General features: G+C 54.5%; 11 protein-coding genes and 3 tRNA genes. 13 read left to right on the top strand and 1 reads right to left on the bottom strand.

Annotated features, from left to right (window positions below; translation table 11 throughout):
• Position 1: 1 nt before the first annotated feature.
• The 12 genes from BN1800_RS16655 (at position 2) to BN1800_RS16600 (ending at position 10,900) form a co-directional block, all read left to right on the top strand.
• A complete protein-coding gene (locus BN1800_RS16655) occupies positions 2-1,075 on the top strand; it encodes a YcbK family protein (protein WP_086999487.1) in 1,074 nt (357 codons plus the stop codon).
• A 199-nt stretch (positions 1,076-1,274) separates the two neighbouring features.
• Positions 1,275-1,349, top strand: a tRNA-Glu gene (locus tag BN1800_RS16650).
• A 77-nt stretch (positions 1,350-1,426) separates the two neighbouring features.
• Positions 1,427-1,501, top strand: a tRNA-Glu gene (locus BN1800_RS16645).
• Between the two features lie 194 nt (positions 1,502-1,695).
• Complete coding sequence (gene gmd / locus BN1800_RS16640; protein WP_027509369.1) at positions 1,696-2,766, top strand: GDP-mannose 4,6-dehydratase; 1,071 nt, start codon at positions 1,696-1,698, stop codon at positions 2,764-2,766.
• A 1-nt stretch (position 2,767) separates the two neighbouring features.
• Entirely contained in the window at positions 2,768-3,733 is a 966-nt protein-coding gene (fcl, locus tag BN1800_RS16635; protein ID WP_027509368.1) for a GDP-L-fucose synthase, read from the top strand.
• 133 nt (positions 3,734-3,866) lie between these two features.
• Positions 3,867-4,679 (top strand): glycosyltransferase family 25 protein, encoded by an 813-nt coding sequence (locus tag BN1800_RS16630; RefSeq protein ID WP_027509367.1) that lies wholly within the window; start codon positions 3,867-3,869, stop codon positions 4,677-4,679.
• A gap of 4 nt (positions 4,680-4,683) precedes the next feature.
• Positions 4,684-5,547 carry an alpha-1,2-fucosyltransferase gene (locus tag BN1800_RS16625; protein WP_179213807.1) on the top strand — a complete coding sequence of 288 codons (864 nt, stop codon included), beginning with the start codon at positions 4,684-4,686 and terminating at the stop codon, positions 5,545-5,547.
• A 53-nt stretch (positions 5,548-5,600) separates the two neighbouring features.
• Positions 5,601-7,355 carry an ABC transporter ATP-binding protein gene (locus tag BN1800_RS16620; RefSeq protein ID WP_051336517.1) on the top strand — a complete coding sequence of 585 codons (1,755 nt, stop codon included), beginning with the start codon at positions 5,601-5,603 and terminating at the stop codon, positions 7,353-7,355.
• The gene (locus BN1800_RS16615) at positions 7,352-8,362 is read left to right on the top strand and encodes a glycosyltransferase family 10 domain-containing protein (protein ID WP_027509365.1); all 1,011 of its coding nucleotides are present in this window, start codon (positions 7,352-7,354) and stop codon (positions 8,360-8,362) included. Before BN1800_RS16620 ends, BN1800_RS16615 begins: the two co-directional genes overlap by 4 nt.
• 89 nt (positions 8,363-8,451) lie before the next feature.
• Entirely contained in the window at positions 8,452-9,171 is a 720-nt protein-coding gene (locus tag BN1800_RS16610; RefSeq protein ID WP_027509364.1) for an FkbM family methyltransferase, read from the top strand.
• An 84-nt stretch (positions 9,172-9,255) separates the two neighbouring features.
• Positions 9,256-9,927, top strand: coding sequence for a sulfotransferase family 2 domain-containing protein (locus BN1800_RS16605; protein ID WP_086999483.1), 672 nt, complete (start codon positions 9,256-9,258; stop codon positions 9,925-9,927).
• A gap of 160 nt (positions 9,928-10,087) precedes the next feature.
• Positions 10,088-10,900, top strand: coding sequence for an FkbM family methyltransferase (locus BN1800_RS16600; RefSeq protein WP_086999481.1), 813 nt, complete (start codon positions 10,088-10,090; stop codon positions 10,898-10,900).
• Positions 10,901-10,934: 34 nt separating this feature from the next.
• Here the strand turns inward: BN1800_RS16600 and BN1800_RS16595 are convergent, their stop codons facing one another.
• Positions 10,935-11,477 carry a DUF268 domain-containing protein gene (locus tag BN1800_RS16595; protein WP_244564529.1) on the bottom strand — a complete coding sequence of 181 codons (543 nt, stop codon included), beginning with the start codon at positions 11,475-11,477 and terminating at the stop codon, positions 10,935-10,937.
• Positions 11,478-12,209: 732 nt separating this feature from the next.
• Here BN1800_RS16595 and BN1800_RS16590 point away from each other — a divergent pair.
• Positions 12,210-12,284, top strand: a tRNA-Glu gene (locus tag BN1800_RS16590).
• Positions 12,285-12,505: the final 221 nt, after the last annotated feature.

Raw genomic sequence — 12,505 nt, 5'->3', positions numbered from 1 at the left:
CTTGCTCACTCTCGATAAGCGGATGCCCGCCGCGGGCGCGCTTCTCATCGCTGTTGCCGCCCTTGCGCTCTCGGGCTGCGTCTCGGACCAGAAGGATCTCGATTCCGCAGCCGGCGTGCCTGCCGATCCTGCGGCCGAGCAGCTTGCCGCGAATACGCCGGGCAAATCCGCCAAGGGCGCCTATCGTGATCCGATGGCCACAGATGTCTCGGGCGCGCCGCCGTCGGCGGCAGCGCAGGATCCGAACGCCGCCGCCATGCCCGCCGGCGCTGCTGCCGCCCAGCCCGCCAATATCGGCGGCTTGGCGATGCAGCCGACGCGCATCAATGCGAACACAATGAGCATCTTTTCCGCCCAGCCGGCGACGCCGCAGAACAACAGGACCTCGACGATCATTCAGCCGGCGGACACCAACGCCTATGCACCGGTTCAAGGCGTCAACGCAGCACGTAGCAGCGTTTTCAGCGCGCCGCCGCCCGTAGAGCCGGCGCAGCAGGGCGAGGTGCTTGTGCCACAACAGTCCTCCGAAAACACCGGCACACGGCTCGCACCCGCCTATCAGACGGCATCAATCGCGACCGGCAGCCTGCAAAGCGGATCGATGAACGCGCTCTACGCCGCTCCGAAGCAGAACCTCGTCGGCGGCCTTGCCGGGCTCCTTGAGAAGGCATCTCTGCAGGGCATGACGCGGGTGGCGCCGAATGGCCTGCACATCCAGAACGGCAGCGTCGAAGTCGGCTGCTTCAAGCCCGCTATGCTCAATGTCATCAAGGCGGTCGAAGCCCATTTCGGCAAGCCCGTCGTCGTCACCTCCGGATATCGCGATCCCGGTCATAACCGCATGGTCGGCGGCGCCGAAGAATCGATGCACAAGACCTGCGACGCCGCAGATATCAAGATCGACGGCATCTCCAAATGGGATATCGCCGGCTATATCCGCTCTCTGCCGGACCGCGGCGGTGTCGGCACCTACTGCCACACCGAATCCGTTCATCTCGACACCGGCAAAAGCCGCGACTGGAATTGGGGCTGCGGCGCCGGACGCGCGAGAACGCCGGGCGCAAGAGCCATCTGACGGCAGCGCAATTTCCTGCATCACGCTGCGGCAGCGTTAGGCTATCCCTCTAAAGAAACACCCGACAGCCTATTGATTCAGCTCGGATAATCGGCCTCTTACACAGCCTCGGATTCCCTGTCATTTTTTTGAAAGAAAAAGGCAATTCCCGCTTGCGGGATTCAAAACGCCTGACTATAAGGGCGCCACCACGAAGGAAGCGCCCTTCGTCTATCGGTTAGGACACCAGATTTTCATTCTGGGAAGAGGGGTTCGACTCCCCTAGGGCGTGCCACTTTCTCTTTTCATTTTTCCCGTTTGCCAGTACCCTTGCGAAAGCGGCTGCGCGTTCCCATTTGCAGTCGACGCAGCGCGCCCTTCGTCTATCGGTTAGGACGACAGATTCTCATTCTGTAAAGAGGGGTTCGATTCCCCTAGGGCGTACCACAATTCTCGACAATCGATCTTTGTCTTCAGTATTCGCCGCTTTTGTCGAAGTAGCGGAAATCAATCTTGCCATCCGCGCCTTTCCGGTCCACTACCGTCACTTCCGGCCCAAACAATCGGAGCGCCCTGCCCGCGGCAATACGCCGGGTAGCCGAGCGAACCCGGGGCATGAAGCACCATTGGAGTAACAGCTTATGAGCAAGGATGCCAAAGTCGCCCTGATTACTGGCGTAACAGGGCAAGATGGAGCCTATTTGGCCCAACTGCTTTTGGATAAAGGTTATATTGTTCATGGGATCAAACGCCGGTCTTCCTCCTTCAATACCGGCCGGATTGAGAACATCTATCAAGACCCGCACGAAACGAATGCGCGTTTTTTCCTGCACTACGGCGACATGACGGACGCCACGAACCTTATCCGTATCGTGCAGGAGACAAAGCCCGACGAGATCTATAACCTCGCCGCCCAGAGCCACGTCCAAGTCTCTTTTGAAACGCCGGAATATACCGCAAACGCCGATGGAATAGGCACTTTGCGGCTGCTCGAAGCTATCCGAATCTTGGGTCTGGACAAAACCACACGCTTCTATCAGGCCTCCACTTCCGAACTCTATGGCTTGGTTCAAGAAGTGCCTCAGCGGGAAACGACACCCTTTTATCCCCGGAGCCCTTACGCCGCCGCCAAGCTTTACGCTTATTGGATCGTCGTGAACTATCGTGAAGCTTACGGCATGCATGCATCCAACGGCATTCTGTTCAACCACGAAAGCCCCCTTCGTGGAGAAACCTTCGTGACCCGTAAGATCACCCGCGCTGCGGCTGCTATAAAGCTCGGACGGCAGGAAAGGCTTTATCTTGGCAATCTCGATGCCAAGCGGGACTGGGGGCATGCCCGCGAATACGTACGCGGCATGTGGCTGATGCTCCAGCAAGATCAGCCCGACGACTATGTTCTAGCCACCGGAGAAACGACACCAGTCCGAACCTTTGTCGAATGGGCATTTGCCGACATCGGTATTGATCTCGAATGGAAAGGACGCGGTGTTGAGGAAAAAGGTATCGACGCGGCGACGGGACAAGTTCTCGTTGAGGTCGATCCGCGCTATTTCCGGCCGACCGAGGTCGACTTGCTGATTGGAGATCCAACCAAGGCTCATGAAAAACTCGGTTGGCATCATGAGACCGGCGTGCGTGAACTGGCGCGTGAGATGGTGCAGGAAGACCTTCGCGTGATGCAATCCGATGTCGTTGCGAAGGGCGTGTAATATGACAGGCTATGCTCTTCGCGGGAAACGCATTTGGGTGGCTGGCCATCGGGGGATGGTAGGATCCGCTGTTGCCCGGCGCCTTCAGCAGGAAAGCTGCGAAGTCCTGACCGTTCGTCGTGATGAGGTCGACCTGCGCGATCAGGCCGCAACCATGTCATGGATGATGAGAGAAAGGCCACACGCAGTCATACTGGCGGCTGCCAAAGTCGGCGGCATTCTTGCCAACGACACGAGACCGGCGGAATTTCTTTATGACAACCTGATGATAGAGGCCAACATAGTCGAGGCTTCGCGTCAGGCCGGCGTTGAGAAGCTTCTCTTTCTTGGCTCGTCGTGCATCTATCCCAAGTTCGCCGAGCAGCCGATTGCCGAAGAGGCGCTGCTGACGGGCTCGCTTGAGCCGACCAATGAATGGTATGCGATCGCCAAGATTGCGGGCATCAAGCTGGCGCAGTCCTATCGCAAGCAATATGGCTGCGAGTTCATATCCGCCATGCCAACGAACCTTTACGGCCCCGGCGATAACTTCGATCTGAACTCCAGTCACGTGCTGCCCGCGCTTATTCGAAAAGCGCACGAGGCCAAGTTGCGCGGCGATAAGGACATGGTCCTCTGGGGCACTGGATCGCCGCGCCGGGAGTTTCTGCACGCCGATGATTGTGCCGATGCTCTCATCTTCCTCATGAAGAACTATTCGGGCGACAGTCATGTCAATGTCGGCAGCGGAACCGATCTTTCCATCCTGGAGCTCGCGCGGCTAGTGTGCAGGATTGTGGGCTTCGAGGGCCGGATCACCCACGACCTCTCCAAGCCCGACGGCACTCCTCGCAAACTAATGAGCGCGGAAAAGCTGCGCTCGATGGGATGGGTGCCCCGCATAGATCTGGAAGACGGAATACGGTCAACTTATGAGTGGTTCCTGGTGCACCGCGCAACTGAGGAAGCAAAAGCAAACCGGCAATAATTTCAAAATTGCTTCTTTGCGGCGGAATGCTAGCCGGAGGCGGCAGAACACTGCACTGGGATGGATTGACACGTCACGGAATTCCTAACAGAACCCTGCGACTTGAAGTGATCTCAGTGCCGGAGCTATGCCTATGCAGGGAAGCCAGCTAAAAGTGGTGGTCGTCAATCTGGCACGGTCTGCTGACCGGCGCCAGCAGATGGCTGCTATCCTGTCGCCGCTGGGCATTCGTTTTGAATTCTTCCAAGCAATAGATGGCAGGGCGGGGAAGCACGCGCTGTTTGACCGGGTAGATCAGCGTCTTGCTGAGGTCCGGCGAGGTTTTACCTTGAATGGAGGTGAGATGGGCTGTTTTGCCAGCCATTACCTTCTGTGGGAGCGTTGCGTTCGAGAAAATACGCCGCTTCTCATTTTCGAAGACGATGTTGCGATTGATGATAGCTTTATGAAAGCATACTCGGTCACGGGCGAGAGGATAAGCCGACTTGGCCTTATACGTTTTTCTGGCCACAAGGAGAGAGCTTTTACCGAGTACGAAAAAATCGATGATGGAGTGAAGATCGTCCGCTTCCTTAAGGGTCCAAATGGTACGTCCTGCTACGCCGTGTCGCCAAAGGCGGCAAAGAGACTGTTGGCTAAAGCCTCAACATGGTTCGAGCCGGTGGACCTGCATTTGGATCGGTTTTGGACCCATGGCGTAGATAGCCTGGGCCTCTTCCCTTACCCCGTTAGTCACATCGCAAACACCGCAGAACAATCTGAAATCTGGCAAGGAGCTCAACGAGCGCCAAAGTCCCGGAGATTCCGAAAGCTCCGGGCAATATATCGCGCCCGCGATGACGTCCTTCGCTTCCTCGCAAATTTGCCCTACCTGCTGGGCACGTCTAAATACCTCCCCGCCGAGGTCAGCCAACCAATTCCAGAGCGTCTCGAAGAAAACTCATAGCACCATGGTTGTCATAACGCATATCGTCGGCGGATTGGGTAACCAAATGTTCCAATATGCTGTCGGACGTTCGCTGTCTGTCAGTACCGGCCAGACATTGAAGCTGGACCTCGCGTCCATGAAGAAATACACCCGCCGGGAATTTTCACTGCAGCAGTTTAATATCCACGCAGACTTGGCTCGCCCCCACGAGACCCCTGTGACGCGTTCACGAGGCTTTCTCCGGCGAGCATTCCAGCTCATTCAAAGACAGAGCCCGTGCCAGCATATCATCGAGAAGGCACACACATTTGACCCAACCGTTATGAGCCTTGGCGGCTCATTGTACTTCGACGGTTACTGGCAGAGCGAAAAATACTTCGCATCGATCGCCAACACGATTCGGAGCGACTTCAGTCTCGCCGCACCCTTGAGTTCCGGAAGGGAAGCCATCTTGTCGCACATAAGAACAACAAATGCTGTTTCAGTACATGTTCGACGCGGCGACTACGTTACAAATCCCTCTGCAAACGCAACCCACGGAACCATAGAGCCTGGCTGGTATGAAGCTGCGATGCAGCGGATGGCGGAGCGGACGGATGATCCAAGCTTCTTCGTATTCTCGGATGACCCCGCTTGGGCGCAGCAGAATCTGAAATCGTCCTGGAAAATGACCTTCGTTGAGCCACAGCAGGACGGTCGAGATGGCGAGGACATGCACTTGATGGCCGCATGCCGCAACCATATTACGGCAAACAGCACTTTCAGTTGGTGGGGAGCTTGGCTAAACGCTAATCCAGCGAAACATGTGATAGCGCCTTTACACTGGTTCCGGTCGCCGTTGCACGACGACAAGGATCTCATCCCGGCGGCTTGGGAGCGGGTTTGACTTGCAAAGAGTGCCTGCCGCGCGCTAAGCGCTTTTCACACGACGGATAGGTGATGGCAAACAGCAGTACAACATTCAAGGTAATCAAGCGCGTCTTTGCGGAAAATGGACGCGAGTATGCATTGCAGTATTCGATTGCGATTGCATGCCTCGTTATCATCTCCCTGTCGACAGCGTTCACCGCTTGGGTCATGAAGTCCGTTATCAACGAGGCATTTGTTGAGCGCCGCGCCGATCTCGTCTGGGGCATCTGTGTGGCAATTTTTATCGCCTTCGTCTTGCGCGGGTTTGCGAGCTACGGTCAGGCGGTCATTCTCTCCAAGATCGGCAACAACATAGCAGCTCGATACCAAGTTCGCGCGTATTCCCATCTCCTCAAGCTTTCGGTCGGATTTTTTAATCAACTGCGATCTGGGCGGGTCGTCGCTCAATTGGGACAGAATATCAACGGCGTTCGTCAGGTGATGAACCTTACCATCACTTCGGCGGCACGAGATCTGCTTACGTTTGTGTCGCTGGTTGGCGTCATGTTTGTGCAAGAGCCTTGGCTGAGCCTTTTCGTCTTTCTTACGGCGCCGCCGCTGGGCTATGGACTGCGCAAACTGTCTAGGCGCCTTCGCGCTGTCACGCGAGAAACCGCTCATGCCGGTAGTCACGTGTTTGGTGCCATTCAGGAAACGATTCAGGGCGTTGCTATCATCAAAGCGTTCACGCTAGAGACAGAACTCGAGCGGAAGATGGACGGGCTGATTGGGTTCGCCGAACAGCGCGCGAATAAAGTTGTCCGTGTCTCCGAGCGGTCCGGACCACTGATCGAGATATTTGCAGGTTTCGCTGTTTCGACCATCATGGCCTACGCGGCCTACCGTTCGATCTATCAGGATGTTCCCCCAGGCGGATTTCTGTCATTTCTGACGGCCCTTTTGCTGGCCTATGATCCGGCCAGGCGCCTCGCACGCCTGCCAGTTCAACTGGCAGCCGCAGTTACCAACGCTGAAATGGTCTATGAGATTCTCGATACAAAGCCGCATCAGCGTGACCTGCCCGATGCGAAGCCGCTGGTCATCACCGATGCCCGCATTGAATTCCGCAACGTCTCCTTCGCCTACGGTCAGGACGAGATCCTTCGTGATATCAGTTTTGTCGCTGAAGGCGGAAAAACGACTGCACTTGTCGGTCCTTCTGGCGCCGGCAAGTCGACCATCATCACGCTTGTTCCGCGGTTCTATGATCCAAGGAAGGGACAAATTCTGATCGACGGTCAGGACATCGCCCATGTGACGAAGCAGTCGCTGCGCGAGCAACTGGCCTATGTCTCGCAGCAGCCCTATCTGTTTGAAGGCAATATCCGCGACAATATCCGCTACGGTCGTCCAGAGGCGACCGATGAGGAGGTCGAGCGCGCCGCGAGCCTCGCCTACGCCCATGAATTCATTCTGGCCCAACCCCGGGGCTATGACACGCCCGTCGGCGAAAACGGCGTGACGCTTTCGGGTGGCCAGCGCCAACGCCTTTCTATCGCGCGCGCGCTTGTCCGCAACGCACCGATCCTCCTCCTCGATGAGGCGACGTCGGCGCTCGATACCGAATCGGAAGCTGCGGTGCAGAAGGCGCTCGATGAAGCGATGGTTGGAAGGACCGTTGTTGTCATTGCCCATCGTCTCTCCACTGTCGTCCGTGCAAATAAGATCGTGGTCATGCAACAGGGCCGGGTCATGGAAGAAGGCAATCACGATAGCCTCACCCGGAAGGATAGCCTCTACGCACGGCTTGGGCGTCTTGATCATACATACAGGGTCGCAAGATGATCATTGCCGGCTTCGTTTCGACCTCGCCGACGTGGGACTGGAGTCGGCAGTTCCCAGATGGGATAGCCGAATGGGAGGGCGTTAAATTCCTCATTGGAAAGAACGTGCAAGCTTGCGATATCTTGTTCGTATACGATGGCTTTTCGGAGCCGCTCCTCGAAATTAACACTCGCTATCGAGCCTTTATCGCATCGGAGCCTGCGAGCGTTAAGACATACAATCCAAAGTTCCTCGAGCAATTCGACGCGGTCTTCACGACCGACAGGCGCACCGCCCATCCAAATGTAGTTTTCACGCAGGTTGGACTACCTTGGCACGTTGGTGCATGGGATGTTGATGGCAAGTTGCGTGCGAGAGCGCTGCCATTCGAGGAATTGGAAAACCTCCGCCCTCAAAAGACCAAGCAGGTTTCCATCGTGTCCTCTAACAAGGCGTTTACGGAAGGTCATCGCGAAAGGCTGGAATTTGTAGCGCGCGTCAAATCCTATTTCGGAGAGGAAGTCGATGTATACGGGAGAGGCATCAATAGTTTTGCCGATAAAGTCGAGGTGTTGTCCGACTACCGCTATCACATTGCGATCGAGAACTCGGTTTTCAAAGACTACTGGACCGAGAAGCTAGCCGATCCTTTGCTGACACTCACCTATCCGATTTATCATGGATGCCCAAATATCCTTGAGTACTTTCCTGAAGGCTCACTGACGCCGATCGATATTTCCGAGCCAGATGAGGCGATACGGACCATAGCAAAAATTGTAGGTTCAGACGCAGCTGAAAATGCAGCGTCACTACTTGGCGAGGCTCGGCGCCGCGTTCTCCACGAGCATAATCTTTTTGTTTTGCTGGCCGGAATTGCCAAAGCCTCATTGAATGAGACGTTGCCCTATACAAAATGCGTACTCCGCTCCGAGCACTCGAGCGAGTCGCGAACAAATAGGCTAAGAAAGTCTGTAGAGAGGCGTATTAACAAGCTGAGCAGGTTTTTTACGGGGCCGCAGCATCGGTAGCCCTACTCTCCATCCAATGAAATACCTGGCTAGGTGGGAGCAATGCAGCTGAAACTGAGGCGCCGAAAATAGGAACAAAAGGACCGCGCATGTCACAGCTCGAGTTTTTCATCAGCAAAGCAGTCCGATTCCCGCCAAAACTGGTGAAGCAAACTTTCCGCCGGATTAAACGCTTTTACAAGACACGTATTGTCCGAGACGAATTCACAGTAGAAATCCGCCGCTGGTTTAAGGACAACGGCGACGCAACCTTGCGTCTTGAGTACGATCTCTCAGAGGAATCAGTTGTTTTCGACCTCGGCGGTTACGTCGGTGACTTCGCAGAGGCGATGTCACAAAGATACAATTGCTATGTCTACGTTTTCGAGCCCAGCCGCGAGTTTCACGATAAGTGCCTAGAGCGATTCCGCGACAACCCGAAGGTTAGGTGCTTTAACTTCGGCCTGGGTGACGCCGATGGTCACTTCGTTCTCTCACAGGACCTAGACGGATCGTCAACGAAGCGCCACGAACAACCTGAAGGTGGAGAACTGGTAGAAATCAAAAATTTCTCGACTGTCTTCGCCAGTCTCGGGCTTGAAAGCATCGACCTAATGAAGATCAATATAGAAGGTGGAGAGTATGATATATTACCGCACCTGATTCAGACCGGCCTTGTTGAAAAGATCAATCATATTCAAGTTCAATTCCATAATTTCGTGCAGAACGCGAGGAAACTCCGCGAAAACATTATATCTGGATTAAAGAGAACACATGAAAGAGACTGGTGCTATACTTTCGTCTGGGAAAGCTGGTCACGTAGGAGATGATCCAAATCACCACCAACAAAAAGCGTCCTCAAGCCCGTGAGCGAAGTGCATTCCCAAAAGCGGCCAGAACCTAAGAACCAATTGATGAAAGTACCACGGAACATTTTTGAAAGCCTCGTCTCAAACGCGGGATTGCCAATGATCTTTGTTCACACTCCCAAGTGTGGAGGAAGCTTTGTCGGCCAGGCATTTGCTCAGCGGCTAACGCGTTGCCCGACCTTACGATGGCCAGAAGCAAAGGGGCATAAAACTTACCTGGAATATCGGGAAATCTTCGGCAAAAGAGGCGTGCATCTCTCGGACTTTGTCATTTTCACGGTGATCCGCAACCCATGGGACTGGCACCTATCCTGGTACAACTACGTATCAAAGGACACGAATGGAACGAAGTCGGGGATGCGACTGGAGCACGAGCAGATCAGGAACCTTACATTTTCAGAATATACCAAGTGGTTAGAAGACCAGCAGCAGCCAAGATCTCCGAACGACTACGCACGGCGGCAAGTCAGCGATTGGATCATTGACGAAAACGGAGATGTTGCGGTCAATGAAATTCTCCGTCAGGAGGCGTTGCAGGATGAATTGTCGGCACTTAAACGGAAGTACGGCTTATACATAAACATTCCAACGGGGAAGCGCGTCAACGCCTCGCGCCAGACCGATGATTATCGAAAAGCCTACACTACGGAAGATGCCGAACGAATAGCGCGCCGCCATTCACGCGATCTTACCCTCTTCGGCTATCGTTTTGAGTAGTTGCCCCCTGATACCGTCATTGGCGTAAGACACCCGTAGCGTCTTTTCTGTTTTTGCTCTATGTCGCCGCAGGCGACGGAACCCGCAAATCAAGACGTCACTAACCCCCTGTTTGCTTTGGCCCCTGCTCGACTGGAGCCGGCCAAGACTGAGGAACATAATGGGCATTCGATCAGGTATCGTAAACGCTCTTTTGAAGAGCGATCGAGTTGTAACAGATTGTTCTTCTCAGGAAGAGATCGCAGCCACATTGCGGCTGCTCCGCCCTGCCCTCACCGGATTGGATTTCGTTCGGATCGGAGGTTTTGGCGATGGGGGATATCTCGTGCCAAACGATCTTGCGGGCATAAAATATTGTTTTTCGCCCGGCGTATCGGAAGTAGCCGATTTCGAAGAACAGCTGGCCTCAGATTTTGGGATTTACTCGTTTCTCGCGGATGCGAGCGTGGACGCTCCGCCGGCCGACAACTCTTTCTTTGACTTTGAAAAGAAATTTCTAGGCTGCAGAGACCAAGCTGAGTTTATGAAGCTGTCCACTTGGATGGAAAAGAAGATCCCGGCTGGAGATGCCGGCGATCTGATTCTTCAAATGGATATCGAAGGCTCGGAGTACGATGTGTTTATCGATTCATCGATTGAAACACTGCGAAGGTTCCGGATTATGGTCGTGGAGTTTCATGGAATGGACATGATGTTTCAGGCCAAATCTCTCAAATTTCTCAAGGCAATATTTGAAAAACTGGCCGGCGAGTTCGTCGTTGCCCATATTCATCCCAACAACTGCAAGACGGCTGTGCAACGCTTCGGAATTAGCGTTCCTCCCGTCATGGAAGTCACGTTCTTGCGAAAAGATAGGGTGAAGCCCGTCCGCGATGGCGACGTCCTTCTATTCCCGCATGAACTCGACAGGAAGAACGTACCGTCCAAGGAGGACGTCATTCTCCCGGACATTTGGTGGAAGCAAGTGCCCTAAATTGATCTCATCCGTTTAGGAACCCCTAACATCACTAGGCCGTCTTTATGAAGGTATAGATGCCGCAGCCTTTGATGCGCTTTGCAACGGTAGACTTGATATCGGCGTTGACGACCAGGCCGCCGTCGGCATCATCGACATAATCGAAGCGCTGCAGCGTCATGTGAGACTTGATTGGTTCGAAGTTCACAACGCTTTCGGGGTGGAAAGCGCGTTCGCTATTGAAACGAACCTCATCCCGATCCGAAATCGGAACACCGAGATAAAATACGCCACCGGGCTTCACCATCCGAACAAGATTGGCAACGCCCTTGATATGACCGTTCACATCGATCGGATCGTTGTATCGGCCAAGGCCGAAGTGTTCCAGTGCGTGCAGGCATGATAGCGAGTCGGTGATTTCTGTCCCGGCATCGTTCATCAGGTCGGCTTGCGTAAAGACAATGTTCGGGTGCGCTTTGAGCGGCAGTGGCTGGAAGTCGAATACCTCGATCTCGCGGAACGACGCGACATGCGCCACGAACCCATCGATGCGGGATCCTACGTCAATGTGCCGTTCCGGCTTCCTCTCGTTCACGAACGACGCCACCAAAAGGTCCTGATGGAAGTAATGCCCGCTCGCCTTTCCAGCGGTGGACGTGTAGTTGCCGAGCACCATTGCGGATTTGGATATGACACCGCCCTGGGTAAGCCATTCTGACCGATGACGCAGATATCTCGGCAGATGACGATAGTTACCCCATGACCGATAATTGACGCCCGCCAAACTTAGAGCGGTTTTAATCGCCCGTCGCACTCCCATAAGATCCCCCTCAAGTGCAAAAACAACGAGAGCGTGTTATCTCAAAGATCGCGCGGCTGTAAAGCTATACCTCAAGGTGCAGGGGTTCCGTAAACAAGTACCTCTTCCAGCGTGGTGGTAATGGCCGCGATCACTACATTATTGACGTGGGGATCACTGGAACAACCGGCGCATTGGTGAAGTCGCAGGTGACAGCTGATCACTTGGGTACCTCCTGGTCTCGATGCCAATCCAAATTTTCGCAAGCATTGCAAAGTGTCACAAGCCAATGCATTCGGATTTATATCTGCTCAGAATTGTATGAAGGGCGGGATTATCAGCCGTTTCTTTCTTTAGCGGAAAGCGAACGCCACCGTTATGAGTTTCATCCCCCATACTAGTCACGCTTTCTCCAGCACAGGCTCCAATTTCCGCCTTCTCCACAAGCCTCGAAAAAATCTGCATTTTCGCATTTTGCCGCTTGCGGTGCACAATGGTGCTGACTATAAGGGCGCCACCACGAAGGAAGCGCCCTTCGTCTATCGGTTAGGACACCAGATTTTCATTCTGGGAAGAGGGGTTCGACTCCCCTAGGGCGTGCCATTTTCCCTTTAGAATTCAGGGCATTTTGCTAGACCCGCCGCGCGGTCCTCTCTGGCGTCTGTGCTTCTTTTCCTTGCCCGCAAGCCTCGCGTAACGTCCGGGCTTTATGAGCCTTGCAAGCGGTCTGCTTCGGTCCTTCGGAGCGCCGGCCACCGTCCTCGCTGTTGGAAGCGTGCCACGCGTCAAATGGCTTGAGAGAGGCGTCTGAAGGGGAGAAACAT

This window comes from Rhizobium sullae (assembly GCF_900169785.1).
In the GTDB taxonomy this organism is placed as follows: domain Bacteria; phylum Pseudomonadota; class Alphaproteobacteria; order Rhizobiales; family Rhizobiaceae; genus Rhizobium; species Rhizobium sullae.
This window is presented reverse-complemented; position numbering and strand designations above follow the sequence as displayed.

Coding starts and splice junctions, on each gene's coding strand:
- gmd (WP_027509369.1), top strand. CDS start 1,696: ATGAGCAAGGATGCCAAAGTCGCCCTGATTACTGGCGTAACAGGGCAA.
- fcl (WP_027509368.1), top strand. CDS start 2,768: ATGACAGGCTATGCTCTTCGCGGGAAACGCATTTGGGTGGCTGGCCAT.
- BN1800_RS16630 (WP_027509367.1), top strand. CDS start 3,867: ATGCAGGGAAGCCAGCTAAAAGTGGTGGTCGTCAATCTGGCACGGTCT.
- BN1800_RS16625 (WP_179213807.1), top strand. CDS start 4,684: ATGGTTGTCATAACGCATATCGTCGGCGGATTGGGTAACCAAATGTTC.
- BN1800_RS16620 (WP_051336517.1), top strand. CDS start 5,601: ATGGCAAACAGCAGTACAACATTCAAGGTAATCAAGCGCGTCTTTGCG.
- BN1800_RS16615 (WP_027509365.1), top strand. CDS start 7,352: ATGATCATTGCCGGCTTCGTTTCGACCTCGCCGACGTGGGACTGGAGT.
- BN1800_RS16610 (WP_027509364.1), top strand. CDS start 8,452: ATGTCACAGCTCGAGTTTTTCATCAGCAAAGCAGTCCGATTCCCGCCA.
- BN1800_RS16605 (WP_086999483.1), top strand. CDS start 9,256: ATGAAAGTACCACGGAACATTTTTGAAAGCCTCGTCTCAAACGCGGGA.
- BN1800_RS16600 (WP_086999481.1), top strand. CDS start 10,088: ATGGGCATTCGATCAGGTATCGTAAACGCTCTTTTGAAGAGCGATCGA.